Genomic DNA, 19898 nt, shown 5'->3' with positions numbered 1-19898 from the left:
TGAATCGTTTCCGCTTGGTGCTATGTAATCTTCTGTTGTTTGTCCTTCTACGTTATCTGGAATACCATCGTTATCTGAGTCTATGTCTCTAAAGTCTGGATTAGAATCTGAATCTGAATTTGTTGGTGTAATACCTTCTCCTGATCCAGGTGTAGTTTCATAAGCATCATCTAAACCATTACCATCAGTATCAAAAGTGCAAGGATGTACAATAGTATTACCTCCTTGAGCTTCAACATTGTCTATAATACCATCATTATCAGAATCTATATCTCTAAAATCTGGTTTCTTGTCTCCATCAGTATCAACAGGTGTTAGCCCCAAACCAGGACAACTTTGGTAAGCATCATCTAAACCATCACAATTAACATCTTTATTAATTGGAGTAATGTAGCCGTCTGTAGTTTGTGCTTCTATATTATCTATAATACCATCATCATCAGAATCTATATCTCTAAAATCTGGATGAGAATCACCATCAGTATCAACAGGTGTAATTCCTTGACCTGTACCACAGTAGTCTTCATAATGATCATCTAAACCATTCTTTGGATCAGAATCCATACCACAAGGTGCGGTAAATTCATTTGTAGACTGAGCTTCTACATTATCCAATATACCGTCATTATCAGAATCAATATCTAAATAATCTTTTCTAGTATCTCCGTCTGTATCAACAGGAGACAAGCCTTCACCTCCTCCAGGACAAGATTCGTAAGCATCATCTAAACCATTTCCGTCAGAATCTATACCACTTGGCTTTATATAACCAACTGACAATTGTGCTTCTAAGTTGTCTAAAATACCATCGTTATCAGAATCAATATCTAAACTATTTGGTATTCCGTCTTTATCAAAATCTGCTGTACCTTCTATTGTATCTAAAATACCGTCATTGTCATCATCAATATCGATGTGATCAAAAATGCCATCACCATCTGTATCTACGCCTGGACCAAAATCCGCGTAAACAGTGAATGAAGAGAATATAAATACAACTAAAAAAGTAAACAGAGGAGTCCTCTTTTTGTACAGGGACCTGTTTAATACTAAAGTAAAATTTTCCATAAATGATAGTTAGTGTTACTAATCTCACCATGGCATTGTTTGTTAAGTTTATACCTAAAAGATTTTGGGACTTCTTGCTTAAACTGGGTGCTAAGTTAAAGTTATTTTTAAATACTACATTAAATTTGATATCATATGTTGCATCCGTTCTTTGAAGCGCAAATTTAATCGTTTAAATGTTAATTTTTTAACTTTTAGTTAAAAAAATTTAACAAAAAAAAGTCAAAACCGTTTTTTATTAAAATTCGTAATCTTATAAAAAAAGCAGTTCGTCGAAAATATAAAAACACTCTTATTTATGTAACATAAGACCTCAGTATTTATTAACAGAGTTATTAGCATACTATTATTTACCGTACTTTTGCAACAAATTTTTTTAAATGAGTTTTGAAAAAGAAATACAAAAGAGAAGAACTTTTGGTATTATATCTCACCCTGATGCTGGTAAAACAACACTAACAGAAAAGCTATTACTTTTTGGTGGTGCTATACAAGAAGCAGGAGCGGTTAAGAACAATAAAATAAAGAAATCTGCTACCAGTGACTTTATGGAAATTGAAAGACAGAGAGGTATATCTGTAGCCACGTCTGTACTTGCCTTTATATATAAGGATAAGAAAATAAATATTTTAGATACTCCAGGACACAAGGATTTTGCTGAAGATACTTTTAGAACATTGACAGCAGTAGATAGCGTTATTGTTGTAATTGATGTTGCAAAAGGTGTTGAGGAACAAACTGAAAAATTGGTTGAAGTATGTAGAATGCGAAAAATACCAATTATTGTTTTTATTAATAAGTTAGACCGTGAAGGTAAAGATGCTTTTGATTTGCTTGATGAAGTAGAACAAAAATTAGGCTTATCTGTTACTCCTTTAAGCTTCCCTATTGGTATGGGATATGACTTTAAAGGAATTTATAATATTTACGAGAAAAACATTAACCTTTTTAGCGGAGACAGCAAAAAAAATATTGAAGAAACTATTGCCTTTGATGATGTTAAAAATCCTGAACTGGAAAATGTAATTGGAGAAAAAGCTGCAGAAACTTTAAGAGATGATTTAGAACTTGTTAGCGGAGTTTACCCAGAGTTTAGCAAAGAAAAATATTTAGCTAGTGAACAACAACCGGTATTTTTTGGTTCTGCCTTAAATAATTTTGGAGTACGTGAACTATTAGATTGCTTTATTGAAATAGCCCCTTCTCCTAGACCTAAAAAAGCAGAAGAAAGAGAGGTTATAGCTAACGAAAAAGAATTTACTGGTTTTGTATTTAAAATACATGCCAATATGGATCCTAAACATAGAGATAGATTAGCATTTATTAAAATTGTATCTGGAACTTTTGAGCGCAACAAACCTTATTTGCACGTAAGAAATCAAAAGAAGTTGAAATTTTCTAGTCCAAATGCTTTTTTTGCTGAGAAAAAAGAAATTGTAGATATATCTTACCCTGGTGATATTGTTGGATTACACGATACTGGTCATTTTAAAATTGGAGACACTTTAACTGAAGGAGAACAATTACACTATAAAGGAATTCCTAGTTTTAGTCCAGAACATTTCAGATACATAAATAATGCGGACCCTATGAAAGCTAAACCTTTATACAAAGGTATAGATCAATTAATGGACGAAGGTGTTGCTCAATTATTTACATTAGAGTTAAATGGACGTAAAATAATTGGTACCGTTGGTGCTTTACAGTTTGAGGTTATCCAATACAGATTAGAACATGAATATGGCGCTAAATGTACTTACGAAAATTTCCCTGTATTTAAAGCCTGTTGGGTTGACCCTGAAGATAAAAACAATGATGAGTTTAAAGAATTTAAGCGTGTTAAACAAAAATTCCTTGCTAAGGACAAGTCTGGCAAATTGGTATTTTTAGCAGATTCACAATTCTCTTTACAAATGACACAACAAAAATACCCTAGTGTAAAACTACATTTTACATCTGAGTTCGAATAAAACAAAGAAGACCATACAATGCATAAAAGCCAAACTATTAAGTTTGGCTTTTTTTATATTGTTTTTAAACAAAAAACCACGCAAATTGCGTGGTTTTTTTATTATGCTTCTCCTGTTGGTCCAAAATTAATTGGTACTGAAGGCTGCTCATAATCTTTAATTGCTCCGTGAGCCTTTTCAAAACGTTGAACATTGTCATTTAATGCTTTTAAAAGCTTTTTAGCATGTTGTGGCGTAAGTATAATTCTACTTTTCACTTTTGCTTTTGGTGCTCCAGGCATCATACTAACAAAGTCTACTACAAACTCTGATACTGAATGGTTAATAATTGCCAAATTAGAGTAAACTCCTTCGGCAGTTTTTTCATCCAACTCAATATTTATTTGTTTTTGATCTTGATTAGAATCACTCATACAACTTAAAATTTAAGTTCTTCTTTACGAGCCATAATCTCATCATATTCTTCTTTAGAACCTACTATGATGCTATCATAATCTCTCATACCTGTACCAGCAGGTATCTTATGACCAACAATTACATTTTCTTTTAGTCCTTCTAAACTATCAACCTTACCAGCCACTGCTGCTTCATTTAATACCTTAGTTGTCTCCTGGAATGATGCCGCAGAGATGAAAGATTTAGTCTGTAAAGATGCTCTTGTAATACCTTGTAAAATTGGCGTTGCAGTTGCTGCAACAGCGTCTCTTGCAGATACTAATGCTTTATCAGCACGTCTTAAGATTGAGTTTTCATCTCTTAACTCTCTTGCTGTAATAATCTGTCCAGCTTTTAAGTTATCAGATTCTCCTGCTTCTTCTACAACTTTTTTACCATAAATCTCATCATTTTCCTTGATAAAATCTTCTTTATGAGCCAATTGATTCTCTAAGAAAATAGTATCTCCCGGATCCTGAATACGAACTTTACGCATCATTTGTCTAACAACAACCTCAAAATGTTTGTCGTTAATTTTTACACCCTGTAAACGATATACTTCCTGAACTTCGTTCACTAAGTATTGTTGTACAGCAGAAGGACCTTTAATTGCTAAGATATCTGCAGGCGTAATAGATCCATCAGATAATGGCATACCAGCTCTTACATAATCGTTTTCTTGTACAAGAATTTGATTAGATAATTTAACTAAGTATTTTTTAACATCACCTAATTTAGACTCTATAATAATTTCACGGTTACCTCTTTTAATTTTACCAAAAGAAACAACACCGTCAATTTCTGAAACAACAGCTGGGTTAGATGGATTACGTGCTTCAAAAAGTTCTGTAACTCTTGGAAGACCACCCGTAATATCACCAGACTTAGCAGATTTACGAGGAATCTTAACTAATGTCATACCTTCTGTCACCTTATCGTTATCGTCTACCATAATGTGAGACCCAACTGGAAGGTTGTAAGAACGTAATATTTCATCATTATTATTTTTAACTAATAATGTTGGAATTAATTTCTTGTTTCTAGATTCTGAAATTACTTTCTCTTGGAAACCTGTTTGTTCATCTATTTCTACTTGGTAAGTAACACCTTGCTCTATATTTTCGTATGAAACTTTACCAGTAAATTCTGATACAATTACACCGTTATATGGATCCCAAGAACATATTACATCACCTTTAGCAACTTTAGTTCCGTTTTCTATAGCTAATTGAGAACCGTAAGGTATATTACTTGTACTTAAAGTAATTCCTGTTTTAGCATCAACTATTTTTATTTCTGATGTTCTAGAGATAACAATTTTAATTTTGTTACCTTCATTATCTTCACCATTAACAGTTCTTAGATCTTCTATCTCTGCAACACCTGCAAATTTAGCCTCTAATTTGTTATCTTCAGAAATGTTACCTGCAATACCACCCACGTGGAATGTACGTAGTGTTAACTGTGTACCTGGCTCACCAATAGACTGTGCAGCAACAACACCTACAGCTTCACCTCTTTGTACCATTTTATTGGTAGAAAGGTTACGACCATAACATTTACCACAAATTCCTTTTTCTGCCTCACAAGTTAATGCAGAACGTACTTCTACACTTTCTATAGGAGATGCTTCAATCTTTTTAACATCAGACTCTACTATTAATTGGCCAGCAACTAATAATTGTTCTTCTGTTACAGGATCAAATAAATCATGTAATGATATTCTACCTAATATGCGAGCTCCTAAAGATTCAACTATTTCTTCGTTTTTCTTTAAAGCAGATACTTCTATACCTCTTAATGTTCCACAATCTTCAGTGTTAATAATAACATCCTGAGAAACATCAACCAAACGACGTGTTAAATAACCCGCATCGGCAGTTTTTAAAGCGGTATCGGCAAGACCTTTACGCGCACCGTGAGTAGAGATAAAGTATTCAAGAATTGATAAACCTTCCTTAAAGTTAGAAAGAATAGGGTTTTCAATAATTTCACCACCACCTGCAGTAGATTTTTTAGGCTTAGCCATTAATCCACGCATACCAGTTAACTGACGAATTTGTTCTTTAGAACCCCTTGCACCAGAATCTAGCATCATATACACAGAGTTAAATCCTTGCTGATCTTCACGTATACGCTTCATAGCTAACTCTGTTAACTGCGCATTAGTAGAAGTCCAAACATCAATAACTTGGTTATAACGTTCGTTATTAGTAATAAGACCCATGTTGTAGTTAGCCATAATACCGTCTACTTGACCGTTAGCTTCTGCAATCATTTCGTGCTTTTCTTTAGGAATAATAATATCACCTAAACTAAATGATAAACCACCTTTAAAGGCAAACTCATACCCTAAAGTCTTAATCTTATCTAAGAACTCTGCAGTAGTTGGCACGTCTGTAACGGCTAAAATACCACCAATAATATCTCTTAAAGATTTCTTATTTAATACATCATTAATATAACCTGCCTGTTCTGGCACCATCATATTAAATAATACTCTACCTGTTGTAGTAGGTATTATTTGATAAACAAGTTCTCCTTCTTCATTAAAATCTTTTGCACGAACTTTAATTCCTGCATTTAAATCAACTCTTTCCTCATTAAAAGCTATAACAACTTCCTCATCAGAATAAAAAGTTAATCCTTCTCCTTTAATTGGCACTTCTGGAGTAGACTTTCTTTCTTTGGTCATATAGTAAAGACCCAAGACCATATCCTGAGATGGTACCGTAATTGGAGAACCATTTGCTGGATTTAAAATATTATGAGAAGCCAACATTAATAATTGACATTCCAAAATAGCTTCTGGTCCTAAAGGTAAATGCACCGCCATTTGATCCCCATCAAAATCGGCGTTAAATGCCGTACATACTAATGGGTGTAAACGAATTGCTTTACCTTCTATAAGTTTTGGCTGAAAAGCTTGAATACCCAATCTGTGCAATGTAGGGGCCCTGTTTAACATTACAGGGTGTCCTTTTAATACATTTTCAAGAATATCCCAAACTACAGGCTCTTTCTTATCTATTATTTTCTTAGCAGATTTAACTGTCTTTACAATTCCTCTTTCTATTAACTTACGTATAACAAAAGGTTTGTAAAGTTCAGCTGCCATATCTTTTGGCAATCCACATTCAAACAACTTTAATTCTGGTCCAACAACAATTACCGAACGAGCAGAATAATCCACACGCTTACCTAAAAGGTTTTGACGGAAACGTCCTTGCTTACCTTTTAATGAATCTGACAATGACTTTAATGGTCTATTAGATTCGGTTTTTACTGCTGATGACTTACGAGTGTTATCAAAAAGAGAATCTACAGACTCTTGAAGCATACGTTTCTCATTTCTAAGAATTACTTCTGGAGCTTTAATCTCTACCAATCTTTTTAAACGATTGTTTCTGATAATTACCCTTCTATATAAATCATTTAAATCTGATGTCGCAAAACGTCCACCATCTAATGGTACTAAAGGTCTAAGTTCTGGTGGAATAACTGGGATTACTTTCATAATCATCCACTCAGGTCTATTTTCTCTATTTTCTTGAGATTCCCTTAATGACTCAACAACCTGTAAACGCTTTAATGCTTCAGTTTTACGTTGTTTAGATGTTTCTGTGTTAGCTTTGTGTCTTAACTCAAATGATAACTCATCTAAATTAATTCTTGACAACAACTCTATTAAACATTCAGCACCCATTTTAGCAATAAACTTATTTGGATCTGTATCTTCCAAATACTGGTTTTCTACTGGTATAGATTCTAATATGTTTAGGTATTCTTCTTCAGTTAAGAAATCCATTTTCTGAATTTCTTCACCTTCTGGTCCTTTAGCAATACCTGCCTGAATTACAACATAACGCTCATAATAGATGATCATGTCTAATTTCTTAGAAGGTAAACCTAATAAGTAACCAATTTTGTTTGGTAAAGAACGGAAGTACCAGATGTGAGCTACAGGAACAACTAAATTAATGTGCCCTACTCTATCTCTACGTACTTTCTTTTCTGTTACTTCTACCCCACAACGGTCACAAACAATACCACGGTAACGGATACGTTTGTATTTACCACAGGCACATTCGTAATCCTTTACAGGGCCAAAAATACGCTCACAGAAAAGTCCATCCCTTTCTGGTTTGTGGGTTCTATAATTAATTGTTTCAGGTTTTAAAACTTCTCCTCTTGACTCTGCCAAAATAGCTTCTGGAGATGACAATCCGATTGAAATTTTATCGAACCTTTTTATGGTATTATTATCCTTTGGTCTAGCCATAACAATATGGTGATCTTAAAATTAAATATATCTAACAAATAGTGTTCAAGACAAGGTCTTGTTATTCTTCCAATCTAATATCTAAACCTAATCCCTTAAGTTCATGCATTAATACATTGAAAGATTCTGGTAAACCAGGTTCTGGCATTGTTTCACCTTTAACAATAGATTCATACGTCTTAGCTCTACCAATAACATCATCAGACTTAACTGTTAATATTTCTCTTAGTGTTGCAGACGCACCGTATGCCTCAAGTGCCCAAACTTCCATTTCTCCAAAACGCTGACCACCAAATTGTGCTTTACCACCTAATGGTTGTTGTGTTATTAAAGAGTATGGTCCTATAGAACGAGCGTGCATTTTATCATCTACCATATGCCCTAATTTAAGCATGTAAATAACACCTACTGTTGCTGGCTGATCAAAACGTTTTCCAGTTCCACCATCATGTAAGTACGTATGTCCAAATCTTGGAATACCTGCTTCATCTGTGTAACCGTTTATTTGTTCTAATGTAGCACCATCAAAAATTGGAGTTGCATACTTTTTACCTAATTTTAAACCGGCCCAACCTAATACAGTCTCATATATTTGCCCAATGTTCATACGTGATGGTACACCTAATGGGTTTAATACGATATCTACTGGAGTACCGTCTGCTAAGAAAGGCATATCTTCATGACGTACAATACGTGCAACAATACCTTTGTTACCGTGACGACCCGCCATTTTATCACCTACTTTTAGTTTACGTTTTTTAGCAACATAAACCTTTGCTAGTTTCATTATTCCTGGAGGCAACTCATCACCAACAGAGATTGTAAACTTATCTCTTCTAAGGTTACCCTGAAGGTCATTAAGCTTAATTTTATAGTTGTGAATTAAATCTGCAACCATAGCATTAAGATCTTTATCAACCGTCCAGCTACCACCTACCAAGTGAGCAAAATCATCAACAGAGTTTAACATTTTCATTGAGTACTTTTTACCTTTTGGAAGAACTTCTTCTCCTAAATCGTTAAGTACACCCTGAGATGTTTTTCCGTTAACTAAAGTAAATAACTTCTCTACTAATATGTCTTTAAGTTGTTGGAATTTTACTTCATATTCCAACTCTAACTTATTAATAGCATCCTTATCTTCTACACGAGTACGTTTATCTTTTATAGATCTAGAAAATAACTTCTTACCTATAACAACACCTCTTAATGATGGTGAAGCCTTTAAAGATGCATCTTTTACGTCTCCTGCTTTATCTCCAAATATAGCACGTAGTAATTTTTCTTCTGGTGTTGGGTCTGACTCTCCTTTAGGAGTAATCTTACCTATTAAAATATCACCAGGTTTTACTTCTGCACCAATACGGATCATTCCGTTTTCATCTAAGTCTTTAGTAGCCTCTTCAGAAACGTTTGGAATATCATGTGTTAATTCTTCAGCACCTAATTTAGTATCTCTAACCTCTAAAGAGTATTCATCTATATGTATAGATGTAAAGATATCTTCACGTACTACTTTTTCAGAAATTACAATTGCATCCTCAAAGTTATACCCTTTCCAAGGCATAAAGGCTACTTTCATATTTCTACCTAAGGCTAATTCTCCTAATTGAGTTGCATAACCTTCACATAATACTTGTCCTTTTTTAACTTTATCGCCTTTTTCTACAATTGGCTTAAGGTTAATACTTGTACCTTGGTTTGTTTTTCTAAACTTAACCAAGTTGTATGTTTTAGCATCTTCTTCAAAACTAACAAGACGTTCTTCTTCAGTTCTATCATATTTAATAGTAACTTTTTGAGAATCTACGTACTCAACAACACCATCTCCTTCTGCATTAATTAACACTCTAGAGTCTGATGCTACTTGGCGTTCTAAACCAGTACCAACAATTGGAGACTCTGGCCTTAATAATGGAACTGCCTGACGCATCATGTTAGATCCCATCAATGCACGGTTGGCATCATCATGTTCTAAGAAAGGAATTAAAGATGCAGATATTGATGCAATTTGATTTGGAGCAACATCTGTATAATTAATTTCTGCTGGATCTACTACTGGAAAATCACCCTCTTCACGAGCAATTACTTTTTCAACATCAATTTCACCATCTTCCTTTAAAGGAATGTTGGCTTGAGAGATTTTCATTCCTTCTTCTTCCTCTGCACTTAAGTAACCATATTCTTCTGTATCAACAACTCCATTAGTTACCTTACGGTATGGAGTCTCTAAGAAGCCCATTGGGTTAACTTTTGCATATACTGCAAGAGATGAAATAAGTCCAATGTTTGGTCCTTCAGGAGTTTCAATAGGACAAAGTCTTCCGTAGTGCGTATAGTGAACATCACGTACCTCAAACCCTGCTCTTTCTCTTGATAAACCTCCAGGTCCTAGTGCAGATAATCTACGCTTGTGTGTTATTTCTGCTAATGGATTCGTTTGATCCATAAACTGAGACAACTGGTTAGTACCAAAGAAAGAATTAATAACAGAAGATAATGTCTTCGCGTTAATTAAATCTATAGGTGTAAATACTTCGTTATCTCTAACGTTCATACGCTCACGAATAGTTCTTGCCATACGAGCAAGACCTACACCAAACTGCTGAGATAATTGCTCACCAACTGTACGTACACGACGGTTAGATAAGTGATCAATATCATCAATCTCTGCTTTAGAGTTTATAAGCTCTATTAAGTACTTTATTATAGTAATGATATCTTCTTTAGTCAAGACTTGCTTGTCCATTCCAATATCTAACTGTAATTTTTTATTCATTCTGTAACGACCTACTTCACCTAAGTTGTAACGTTGGTCAGAAAAGAATAATTTATCTATAATTCCACGTGCTGTTTCCTCATCTGGCGGTTCAGCATTACGTAATTGTCTATAGATATGCTCAACAGCCTCTTTTTCTGAGTTTGTTGGATCTTTTTGTAATGTATTATGAATAATTGCATAGTCAGACTGTGCATTATTTTCTTTATGTAAAAGGATAGTTTTTACATCTGCCTCCATAATTTCGGCAATATGTTCTTTTTCAAGAACTGTATCTCTATCTAATACAATTTCATTTCTTTCAATAGAAACAACTTCACCTGTATCTTCATCTACGAAATCCTCGTGCCAAGTATTTAAAACTCTAGCTGCAAGTTTACGTCCTAAAACTTTTTTAAGTCCAGCATTTGAAACTTTAACTTCTTCTGATAAATCAAAGATTTCCAAAATATCCTTATCACGTTCAAAGCCAATAGCTCTAAATAAGGTTGTTACTGGTAATTTTTTCTTTCTATCAATGTATGCGTACATAACGCCATTGATATCTGTTGCAAATTCTATCCAAGATCCCTTAAAAGGAATTACTCTGGCAGAATACAATTTAGTACCGTTAGCATGGAAAGACTGTCCAAAGAAAACCCCTGGAGAACGGTGTAATTGAGAAACAACAACACGCTCAGCACCATTAATAACAAATGTACCACTTGGTGTCATATAAGGAATTGTTCCTAAGTACACATCTTGTACTATAGTTTCAAAATCTTCATGTTCTGGGTCCGTACAATAAAGTTTAAGTCTTGCCTTTAGTGGAACACTATAGGTTAATCCTCTTTCTATACACTCTTGAATAGAGTATCTAGGTGGATCAATAAAGTAATCAAGAAACTCTAATACGAATTGATTTCTTGTGTCAGTAATTGGAAAGTTTTCCAAGAAGGTATTATACAAACCTTCGTCGCCTCTTTCATCAGATTTAGTTTCAAGTTGGAAGAAATCCTGAAATGATTTAATCTGAATGTCCAAGAAATCCGGGTAATCTGGAATATTCTTAGCTGATGCAAAATTTATTCTTTGAGTCTGTTTTGTGAACATCAATGGACAAAATTATGTTATGAATAGTATTCTCGTAGTATATTACTTCATATACAATATATATAAAAATGGGATTAGGTCTATACGCATAAAGCGTAAAGACCTATCCCAAAAACGTTATGGTTGTTGCTATTATTTAAGCTCAACTTCCGCTCCTGCTTCTTCTAAAGATTTTTTGATACCTTCAGCTTCGTCTTTAGAAACACCTTCTTTAACAGCTTTTGGTGCGCTATCTACGATGTCTTTAGCATCTTTTAAACCTAAACCAGTTAATTCCTTAACTAATTTTACAACTGCTAACTTAGAAGAACCAGCTGCTTTTAATACAACATCAAACTCAGTTTGCTCATCTGCAGCTTCACCACCAGCAGCTCCACCACCAGCAGCAACAGCTACTGCAGCAGCAGCAGGCTCAATACCGTACTCATCTTTTAATATATTTGCTAACTCATTTACTTCTTTTACAGTTAAGTTAACTAATTGTTCTGCGAAATCTTTTAAATCTGCCATTTTTCTATCGTTTAATAAATTTTTAAAATATAATTGTTTTTAGTGCGTACTACTTTTCGGATAATGTCTTAAGAATTCCAGCGATTTTACCACCACCAGATTTAAGTCCAGAAATAACGTTTTTAGCTGGTGATTGTAACAATCCAATAATATCGCCAATAACTTCTTCTTTAGACTTAATGCTAACTAAAGCATCTAATTGATCATCTCCTACATATACTTCTTCTTCAATGAATGCTCCTTTTAATAAAGGCTTATCAGATTTTTTTCTGAAGTTCTTTATTAATTTTGCTGGTGCATTACTAGTTTCAGAAAACATTAAAGAAGTATTACCTTTTAATACCTCTGGAAGTTCTCCAAAATCTTTATCCGAAGCTTCCATTGCCTTTGCCAGCAATGTATTCTTAATAACTGAAAGTTTAACACCTGCTTTAAAACAAGCTCTTCTTAAGTCAGAAGTAGCTACAGCATCTAAACCAGAAATATCAGCCAAGTAAATGGTTGCATTTTCAGCTAACTGTGAAGTTAAATCTTCTATTACGTTTAATTTTTCTTCTTTTGTCATAATATAAACTTTAAAGCAACAGTTACGCTACTACTTTTGGATCTAATTGAACACTTGGGCTCATTGTACTAGATAGGTAAACGCTTTTTACGTAAACACCTTTTGCAGCAGTAGGCTTTAATTTATTAAGCGTATCAAACAATTCTTTTGCATTCTCCGCGATCTTATCTTCTGAGAAAGAAACTTTCCCGATAGCAGCATGCACAATACCTGTTTTATCAACTTTAAAATCAATTTTACCAGCTTTAACTTCAGATACAGCCTTAGCAATATCCATAGTAACTGTTCCTGTTTTTGGATTAGGCATTAAACCTCTTGGCCCTAAAACTCTACCTAAAGGTCCTAGTTTACCCATTACACTTGGCATAGTGATAATTACATCAACATCTGTCCAACCGCTTTTAATTTTATCCAAATATTCATCTAACCCAACATAATCCGCACCAGCTTCTTTAGCTTCTGCTTCCTTATCTGGAGTTACTAAAGCCAAAACTTTAACATCTTTACCCGTTCCGTGTGGTAATGTTACAACCCCACGTACCATTTGATTTGCTTTTCTAGGATCTACACCCAAACGAACTGCAACATCAACAGATGAATCAAATTTTGTATTAGTTATTTCTTTTATTAAAGCAGATGCTTCTTCCAAAGAATAAAGTTTATTCTTATCTATCTTTGCGTAAGCGTCTTTTTGCTTTTTTGTTAATTTCGCCATTTTAAATTGCTTTTAAGATTTTAAAAAGGTCTAGTACCTGAAACTTTTAAACCCATAGATCTTGCAGTACCTGCTATCATACTCATTGCCGACTCTACTGTAAATGCATTTAAATCTACCATTTTGTCTTCTGCAATTTGCTTAACTTGGTCCCAAGATACACTTGCCACTTTGTTTCTGTTAGGTTCGCCAGATCCTTTCTTTATCTTAGCTGCCTCTAAAAGCTGAACTGCCGCTGGCGGTGTCTTAACGATAAAGTCAAAAGACTTATCTTTAAATACCGTGATAACAACTGGTAAAACCTTACCTTGTTTGTCCTGTGTACGCGCATTAAATTGCTTACAGAACTCCATGATGTTAACTCCGGCAGCACCTAAAGCGGGTCCAACCGGTGGCGATGGATTCGCTGCACCTCCCCTAACTTGTAGTTTAACTACTTTACTTACTTCTTTTGCCATTGTATAAAATTAAATTCGAAAAATATATGCTATTCGGAAGCAACACACATTTTTGCTATGTAACAGTTCTTATTATACTTTTTCAACTTGCATATAACTTAACTCTAATGGTGTTTTTCTTCCGAAAATCTTAACCATCACCTCAAGCTTACGCTTTTCTTCATTGATCTTCTCAACAGTTCCATTAAAACCATTGAAAGGCCCATCAACAACCTTTATTGTTTCTCCTAATACAAAAGGAATAGCAACACTATCTGTAGTCACAGCTAGCTCATCTACTTTTCCTAACATACGATTTACTTCTGATTTTCTTAAAGGGACTGGATCACCACCTTTAACTTCTCCTAAAAAACCAATTACATTAGTTATTGACCTGATGATATGCACCATTTCTCCTCCTAAATTAGCTTTCACCATTATGTACCCAGGAAAATAAACTTTTTCTTTGTTTACTTTTTTTCCGTTACGAACCTGAACTACTTTTTCTGTAGGAACTAAAACATCCTCTAAATAATCAGAAAAACCTAATCTAGCTACTTCACTCTCGATGTAACCCTTAATTTTGTTTTCTTGACCACTTACAGCCCTTACTACATACCATTTTTTCTCTAACACTTCTGACATAGTACGTGGGATAATTAGTTTATTACTTTATCAAAATAAAACTTAACAGCTTTACTAAAAAGCTCATCTACACCCCAAGTTGCCAAGGCAAACAAAATAGTAAAAACAGCTACAACAACCATAAGGTTAGATGCATCTGCTTTTGTTGGCCACGTAACATTATTTCTAAGTTCTTCTACTGATTCTTTAATATATGTTAGCATGCGAATGTTTTACTTTATTATTTAAAAACGAAAGGAAACGCAATTCCTATCTATATGCACGGGCGGAGAGACTCGAACTCCCGACACCTGGTTTTGGAGACCAGTGCTCTACCAACTGAGCTACGCCCGTATATTTACATTGAAAGGTATCCTACCTCGGCAGGACACCCTCAATGTAATTTACTTATTTTAGACCTATTCTATGATCTTAGTTACCTGACCAGCACCTACTGTTCTACCACCCTCACGGATCGCAAAACGTAAACCTTCACTAAGTGCAATAGGAGATAATAATTCTACTGTAATAGTTAAGTTATCACCAGGCATAACCATCTCAACACCTGAAGGAAGATTAATTGTTCCTGTTACATCCGTTGTTCTTACGTAGAACTGTGGACGGTAGTTGTTATGGAATGGCGTATGACGACCACCTTCTTCTTTCTTCAAGATATAAACCTCAGCCTCAAACTTAGAGTGTGGCTTAACAGAACCTGGCTTACAGATTACCATACCTCTACTGATTTGAGATTTTTCAATACCTCTTAATAAGATACCTACGTTATCTCCAGCTTCACCTCTATCCAATATCTTACGGAACATCTCAACACCAGTAATAGTAGAAGCTAATTTCTCAGCACCCATACCAATAATATCAACAGCATCACCTGTATTAGCAACACCAGTCTCTATACGACCAGTTGCAACAGTTCCACGACCTGTAATTGTAAATACATCCTCAACAGGCATTAAGAAATCTTTATCTACATCACGCTTCGGTAATTCAATCCAGTCATCAACAGCAGCCATAAGCTCCATTACTGTATCTACCCATTTTTGCTCACCATTAAGTGCACCTAAAGCAGAACCAGAAACAACAGGTCCATTATCACCATCATACTCATAAAAAGAAAGCAATTCTCTTACTTCCATCTCAACAAGCTCTAAAAGCTCCTCATCATCAACCATATCAACCTTGTTTAAGAAAACAACGATTCTTGGAATACCTACCTGACGACCTAATAAGATGTGCTCACGTGTTTGCGGCATTGGACCATCAGTTGCAGCAACTACAAGTATAGCACCATCCATCTGAGCAGCACCAGTTACCATGTTCTTAACGTAATCCGCGTGACCTGGACAATCTACGTGTGCATAGTGACGGTTAGCAGTTGAATACTCTACGTGAGAAGTATTAATTGTTATACCTCTTTCTTTTTCCTCAGGAGCGTTATCGATAGAATCGAAACTTCTTAATTCAGAAAGACCTGCATTTGCCAATACTGTAGTAATAGCAGCAGTTAAAGTAGTTTTACCGTGATCTACGTGTCCAATAGTACCTATATTTAAGTGCGGTTTGGAACGATCAAAAGTTTCCTTTGCCATGTTTAATGAGTTTTAATCTTAGTTATATATTAGTGTACAAATTATACTTCTTGAGCCAATGACGAGATTTGAACTCGTGACCTCTTCCTTACCAAGGAAACGCTCTACCCCTGAGCTACACCGGCGTAAAACGTTCTTTAATTTAATCGCTATTCTTTACAAATAACTTAAAAACCAATGCCTATAATCAGGAATGACATCGCTGTCTATAAAAACATATTTTCATCTTCAAAAAATCAACTTCAAAATATATTCTTACACAACTTCTTCTTAAACTTTAACACTTAAGAAAAACTTAGAGCGAGAGACCGGGTTCGAACCGGCGACATTCAGCTTGGAAGGCTGACGCTCTACCAACTGAGCTACTCTCGCATTCTTATTTTTTTTTGCAAATCTCTGAAAAATTTTAGAAACTCACAACTTTCATTATTTCAAACAAAACAACCTAATTTTATTTTGCTTTAACTTATTGTGGGGAGAGCAGGATTCGAACCTGCGAAGACGTAGTCAGCAGATTTACAGTCTGCCCTCGTTGGCCGCTTGAGTATCTCCCCAAAACTTTTTTTTCAGTATCAAAAGAACTTTTAAAAAAGCTTGATTTCACATTGTAAAACCAAGACTAACTTTTCAAAATTTAGAGCCGATGGAGGGACTCGAACCCACGACCTGCTGATTACAAATCAGCTGCTCTAGCCAGCTGAGCTACATCGGCTTTTGCCTTACTTTTTTGATTTAAAAAAGCCCGCTATTTCTAACGGACTGCAAATGTATAACTAGTTTTTAGTTTTTCAAAACATTTTTTAAAAAAAATTAAAAAAATTTACACCCTTAATTTTTCTTTTCTTTTAACAAGCTGTCTTTCAATAGAATTGCAAGCAGAGTCAATTGCCTCCTCAAAAGACTTACATTGTTTTTTTACCATAATATTTTCCTTAGGTACCCTAATTTTGATCTCTACAATCTTATTTTCTTTAGAACTTGTATTCTCAACTTTTAAATAAACATCCGAACTTATTACTTTATCATAAAAGGTTTCTAGCTTATCTAATCTGACCTGTACAAAAGACATTAAATCTTCATTTGCATTAAAATTAACTGATTGGGTGTTTACTTTCATAAGAGAAGTTTTTTTTAATTAAACAATATCAGCATCAATAAGATTTGTTATTTTTTATTTCTAGGGTGAGCAGCCAAATGTACTTTTTTTAGTTCCGCTATACTGTTATGTGTATACACTTGAGTAGATGCCAAGCTTGAGTGCCCTAACAATTCTTTTACTGAATTTAAATCCGCCCCTTCATTCAACAAATGAGTCGCAAATGTATGTCTAAGTATATGCGGACTATTTTTTTGCTTAGAAGAGACCTTACTAAAATAGCGATTTATTATTCTATACACAAGGCTTTCATACACTTTAACTCCTGTTTTTAACAGAAACAAAGACTCTTTATCGTTTATTACAGGTAACGCCTCCCTACTGTCCAAATAAAATGCTACCCAAGGACAAACAAATGGAGCCAGTGGCACTATACGCTCTTTATTTCTTTTACCTAAAACCTTTATTGTTTTACCTTTTAGATCTAAATCTTTAACCTTTAAATTAACAAGCTCTATACGCCTTATACCCGTAGCATATAACAGGCCAATTATTAACTTATCTCTTACCCCCTCAAAATCAGTATTAAAATTCACCGTATTCAAGGCTTTTTCTACCTCTTCAAAAGAGAACGGTATTTCTATTTTCTTAGATGTTTTTAAGGCTTTATGTTTCACTAAAGGATGCACTTCTATACGACCTATTTTTTGAAGAAATTTATAATACGCCTTTAAAGAAGCTATTTTTCTATTTACAGACCTATTTGATAGCCCATCTGACACCAAAACTATAATCCAGTTACGAATAAAAACATAGGGCACATCATCTATAGAACTTAATTGATAATTAAGTTCACAAAATTCTACAAACACACTTATATCTTTTGCATAAGCCGTTACAGTATGATGAGAATAGTTTTTCTCTAGTGACAAGTATGATATAAATGCTTCTAATGACATAATAAATTAAAGATACAGCTTTAACTTTAGACAATAAAAAAATCCTATTTAGATTGAAAAATATCAACCTAAATAGGATTTATACTAAAATACTAAGAATTAAATCTTAAAGAATTATACTTCTTCTTGATCTCTTAATCCTTGTACATATTGTGCTTTTTGGATTTGAGCTCTACGAACAACTGACGGCTTTGAAAACTGTTGACGCTTTCTTAACTGACGCATTCCACCTGTTCTATCAAACTTACGCTTGAAACGCTTAAGTGCTCTATCTATATTCTCTCCTTCTTTTACTGGTATAATTAACATGGGCAATAACCTCCTCTCTTTTGTGATTTTTAAGATTGCAAATATATAAACTAATTTACAATTAACAACTACTTATTTATTTATTCTGTTTTTTCTTTGAAAAATACAGTCAAACCTTAGTTTCTATAACCCCGTTAATCAATAGTCTCTTGGATTTTTTTTTGCTAAAATTGGTAAAAACTATTTTGTTGATGGTTTATACTCCTTCTTATCTATTACCATTTTAGCAATAATCTCTTGGAAATTATTTTTGCTAAAATTGGTAAACCTATTTTGTTGCTGGCTTATATTCCTTCTTATCTATTACCATTTTAGCAATAATCTCTCTCAAGATTTCACTAGTGCCACCACCAATAGGACCAAGCCTACTATCTCTAAGCATCCTAGCCATAGGGTAATCTTCCATATAACCATAACCCCCTAAAAACTGCAAACATCCGTAAATAACCTCATCTGCCATTTTTGTAGACTTAAGCTTAGATATTGTAGCTTCTTTTACAACGTACTCTCCTTTGTTTAGCCTGTAAGCTACAGAATAGTTATACTCTCTACAAATCTCCATATCTGCATATAAATCTGAGTATGTATGACGAAGCGCCTGGTATTTATCTATTGTTTTACCAAATGTAGTACGCTCTGACATGTATTGACGTGCATAATCCAAAGCAAATTCTGCTCTTGCATGCGCATTAACTCCCATTATTAACCTCTCTAAGGCAAAGTGCTGCATAATATACGAAAAGCCTTTTCCTTCTTCTCCCATTAAATTAGATGCAGGTATGGTTACATTGTCAAAAGCTATTTCTGCGGTATCAGACGCTCTCCATCCAAGTTTATTTAACTTAGATGCAGATACACCTGCTGTTTCTTTATCCACCATAAAAATACTAATACCCTTATTACCTAATTCAGGACTTGTTTTAGCCGCAACAACCATATAGTCTGCGTAAACCCCGTTAGTAATAAAAGTTTTAGAACCGTTTAAAATATAGGTATCACCTTTTTTTTCTGCAGTAGTCCTCATACCAGCAACATCACTACCTCCAAAAGGCTCAGAAACACATAAACATCCTATTTTTTCACCAGCAATACTCGCCGTTAAATAGTTATCCTTAATAGCATTATCCCCTTCTTTATTAACGTGTGTCATTGCCAAGTACGCGTGTGCCCACATTGCAGCGGCAAATCCTCCAGAGTTAATCTTTTGTAATTCTTCTAAAAAAATAATCGTATAAAAAAGATCTAAGTCTAACCCTCCGTACTCTTCTGGTGACGCCAAGCCAAAATAGCCCATATCTCCAAATTTTTTCCAAATAGAACGATCTATAGTACCAGACTCTTCCCACTTATCTATGTTAGGAACAACTTCTTTTTTTAAAAATTCTTTTAAACTTTCTCTAAATAATTGATGCTCTTCTGTGAAGTACATACCTGCCATACCTGTTGTTTT

At 34.4% G+C, this 19898-nt stretch carries 15 protein-coding genes, 5 tRNA genes and 1 pseudogene; 1 reads left to right on the top strand and 20 read right to left on the bottom strand.

Annotation, left to right across the window (positions count from 1 at the left end; all coding sequences use genetic code 11):
* Nucleotides 1–1068 (bottom strand): annotated as a pseudogene (locus tag Q4487_RS16090) (hypothetical protein); the annotation flags it as partial.
* Between the two features lie 380 nt (nucleotides 1069–1448).
* Here Q4487_RS16090 and Q4487_RS16085 point away from each other — a divergent pair.
* The gene (locus Q4487_RS16085) at nucleotides 1449–3038 is read left to right on the top strand and encodes a peptide chain release factor 3 (RefSeq protein ID WP_303544960.1); all 1590 of its coding nucleotides are present in this window, start codon (nucleotides 1449–1451) and stop codon (nucleotides 3036–3038) included.
* A 101-nt stretch (nucleotides 3039–3139) separates the two neighbouring features.
* Here the strand turns inward: Q4487_RS16085 and Q4487_RS16080 are convergent, their stop codons facing one another.
* The 19 genes from Q4487_RS16080 to Q4487_RS15990 form a co-directional block, all read right to left on the bottom strand.
* Nucleotides 3140–3451, bottom strand: a complete 312-nt coding sequence (locus tag Q4487_RS16080) for a DUF3467 domain-containing protein (RefSeq protein WP_100895137.1) — start codon at nucleotides 3449–3451, stop codon at nucleotides 3140–3142.
* A gap of 5 nt (nucleotides 3452–3456) precedes the next feature.
* Entirely contained in the window at nucleotides 3457–7755 is a 4299-nt protein-coding gene (gene rpoC / locus Q4487_RS16075; RefSeq protein ID WP_303544964.1) for a DNA-directed RNA polymerase subunit beta', read from the bottom strand.
* Between the two features lie 61 nt (nucleotides 7756–7816).
* Complete coding sequence (gene rpoB, locus Q4487_RS16070; protein WP_100895135.1) at nucleotides 7817–11626, bottom strand: DNA-directed RNA polymerase subunit beta; 3810 nt, start codon at nucleotides 11624–11626, stop codon at nucleotides 7817–7819.
* A 132-nt stretch (nucleotides 11627–11758) separates the two neighbouring features.
* Nucleotides 11759–12136: a 50S ribosomal protein L7/L12 gene (gene rplL, locus Q4487_RS16065; protein WP_100895134.1), complete on the bottom strand. Its 378-nt coding sequence runs from the start codon at nucleotides 12134–12136 to the stop codon at nucleotides 11759–11761.
* Between the two features lie 49 nt (nucleotides 12137–12185).
* Nucleotides 12186–12701 carry a 50S ribosomal protein L10 gene (rplJ, locus tag Q4487_RS16060; RefSeq protein ID WP_100895133.1) on the bottom strand — a complete coding sequence of 172 codons (516 nt, stop codon included), beginning with the start codon at nucleotides 12699–12701 and terminating at the stop codon, nucleotides 12186–12188.
* A 22-nt stretch (nucleotides 12702–12723) separates the two neighbouring features.
* Nucleotides 12724–13416, bottom strand: a complete 693-nt coding sequence (gene rplA / locus Q4487_RS16055) for a 50S ribosomal protein L1 (protein ID WP_100895132.1) — start codon at nucleotides 13414–13416, stop codon at nucleotides 12724–12726.
* Between the two features lie 20 nt (nucleotides 13417–13436).
* Nucleotides 13437–13874 carry a 50S ribosomal protein L11 gene (gene rplK / locus Q4487_RS16050; RefSeq protein ID WP_013620111.1) on the bottom strand — a complete coding sequence of 146 codons (438 nt, stop codon included), beginning with the start codon at nucleotides 13872–13874 and terminating at the stop codon, nucleotides 13437–13439.
* Nucleotides 13875–13946: 72 nt separating this feature from the next.
* Nucleotides 13947–14498: a transcription termination/antitermination protein NusG gene (gene nusG / locus Q4487_RS16045; protein WP_100895131.1), complete on the bottom strand. Its 552-nt coding sequence runs from the start codon at nucleotides 14496–14498 to the stop codon at nucleotides 13947–13949.
* 14 nt (nucleotides 14499–14512) lie between these two features.
* Entirely contained in the window at nucleotides 14513–14701 is a 189-nt protein-coding gene (gene secE, locus Q4487_RS16040) for a preprotein translocase subunit SecE (RefSeq protein WP_100895130.1), read from the bottom strand.
* Between the two features lie 57 nt (nucleotides 14702–14758).
* Nucleotides 14759–14831, bottom strand: a tRNA-Trp gene (locus Q4487_RS16035).
* A gap of 65 nt (nucleotides 14832–14896) precedes the next feature.
* Nucleotides 14897–16084, bottom strand: a complete 1188-nt coding sequence (gene tuf / locus Q4487_RS16030) for an elongation factor Tu (protein WP_100895129.1) — start codon at nucleotides 16082–16084, stop codon at nucleotides 14897–14899.
* 53 nt (nucleotides 16085–16137) lie between these two features.
* A tRNA-Thr gene (locus Q4487_RS16025) sits at nucleotides 16138–16209 on the bottom strand.
* 174 nt (nucleotides 16210–16383) lie between these two features.
* Nucleotides 16384–16456, bottom strand: a tRNA-Gly gene (locus Q4487_RS16020).
* 100 nt (nucleotides 16457–16556) lie between these two features.
* A tRNA-Tyr gene (locus Q4487_RS16015) sits at nucleotides 16557–16638 on the bottom strand.
* An 84-nt stretch (nucleotides 16639–16722) separates the two neighbouring features.
* A tRNA-Thr gene (locus Q4487_RS16010) sits at nucleotides 16723–16796 on the bottom strand.
* A gap of 108 nt (nucleotides 16797–16904) precedes the next feature.
* Nucleotides 16905–17201, bottom strand: a complete 297-nt coding sequence (raiA, locus tag Q4487_RS16005; RefSeq protein ID WP_100895128.1) for a ribosome-associated translation inhibitor RaiA — start codon at nucleotides 17199–17201, stop codon at nucleotides 16905–16907.
* Between the two features lie 47 nt (nucleotides 17202–17248).
* Nucleotides 17249–18139, bottom strand: a complete 891-nt coding sequence (locus tag Q4487_RS16000) for a tyrosine-type recombinase/integrase (RefSeq protein WP_303544985.1) — start codon at nucleotides 18137–18139, stop codon at nucleotides 17249–17251.
* A gap of 114 nt (nucleotides 18140–18253) precedes the next feature.
* On the bottom strand, nucleotides 18254–18448 hold the full coding sequence (rpsU, locus tag Q4487_RS15995) for a 30S ribosomal protein S21 (RefSeq protein WP_013620117.1): 195 nt from the start codon (nucleotides 18446–18448) through the stop codon (nucleotides 18254–18256).
* A 268-nt stretch (nucleotides 18449–18716) separates the two neighbouring features.
* Complete coding sequence (locus Q4487_RS15990; protein ID WP_100895126.1) at nucleotides 18717–19886, bottom strand: acyl-CoA dehydrogenase family protein; 1170 nt, start codon at nucleotides 19884–19886, stop codon at nucleotides 18717–18719.
* Nucleotides 19887–19898 lie beyond the last annotated feature (12 nt).

The organism is Cellulophaga sp. 3_MG-2023 (assembly GCF_030546975.1).
Lineage (GTDB): Bacteria > Bacteroidota > Bacteroidia > Flavobacteriales > Flavobacteriaceae > Cellulophaga.
The sequence above is the reverse complement of the archived record's forward strand: the minus strand, read 5'-3'. Positions and strand labels throughout refer to the sequence as shown.

What these genes read in the sequence shown, in the direction of transcription:
- rplJ (WP_100895133.1), bottom strand. Translation starts at nt 12,701, where the DNA reads ATGACAAAAGAAGAAAAATTAAACGTAATAGAAGATTTAACTTCACAG.
- rplL (WP_100895134.1), bottom strand. Translation starts at nt 12,136, where the DNA reads ATGGCAGATTTAAAAGATTTCGCAGAACAATTAGTTAACTTAACTGTA.
- nusG (WP_100895131.1), bottom strand. Translation starts at nt 14,498, where the DNA reads ATGTCAGAAGTGTTAGAGAAAAAATGGTATGTAGTAAGGGCTGTAAGT.
- rplA (WP_100895132.1), bottom strand. Translation starts at nt 13,416, where the DNA reads ATGGCGAAATTAACAAAAAAGCAAAAAGACGCTTACGCAAAGATAGAT.
- Q4487_RS16085 (WP_303544960.1), top strand. Translation starts at nt 1,449, where the DNA reads ATGAGTTTTGAAAAAGAAATACAAAAGAGAAGAACTTTTGGTATTATA.
- Q4487_RS15990 (WP_100895126.1), bottom strand. Translation starts at nt 19,886, where the DNA reads ATGGCAGGTATGTACTTCACAGAAGAGCATCAATTATTTAGAGAAAGT.
- tuf (WP_100895129.1), bottom strand. Translation starts at nt 16,084, where the DNA reads ATGGCAAAGGAAACTTTTGATCGTTCCAAACCGCACTTAAATATAGGT.
- secE (WP_100895130.1), bottom strand. Translation starts at nt 14,701, where the DNA reads ATGCTAACATATATTAAAGAATCAGTAGAAGAACTTAGAAATAATGTT.
- Q4487_RS16000 (WP_303544985.1), bottom strand. Translation starts at nt 18,139, where the DNA reads ATGTCATTAGAAGCATTTATATCATACTTGTCACTAGAGAAAAACTAT.
- rpsU (WP_013620117.1), bottom strand. Translation starts at nt 18,448, where the DNA reads ATGTTAATTATACCAGTAAAAGAAGGAGAGAATATAGATAGAGCACTT.
- rpoB (WP_100895135.1), bottom strand. Translation starts at nt 11,626, where the DNA reads ATGTTCACAAAACAGACTCAAAGAATAAATTTTGCATCAGCTAAGAAT.
- rplK (WP_013620111.1), bottom strand. Translation starts at nt 13,874, where the DNA reads ATGGCAAAAGAAGTAAGTAAAGTAGTTAAACTACAAGTTAGGGGAGGT.
- rpoC (WP_303544964.1), bottom strand. Translation starts at nt 7,755, where the DNA reads ATGGCTAGACCAAAGGATAATAATACCATAAAAAGGTTCGATAAAATT.
- Q4487_RS16080 (WP_100895137.1), bottom strand. Translation starts at nt 3,451, where the DNA reads ATGAGTGATTCTAATCAAGATCAAAAACAAATAAATATTGAGTTGGAT.
- raiA (WP_100895128.1), bottom strand. Translation starts at nt 17,201, where the DNA reads ATGAAAGTAAACACCCAATCAGTTAATTTTAATGCAAATGAAGATTTA.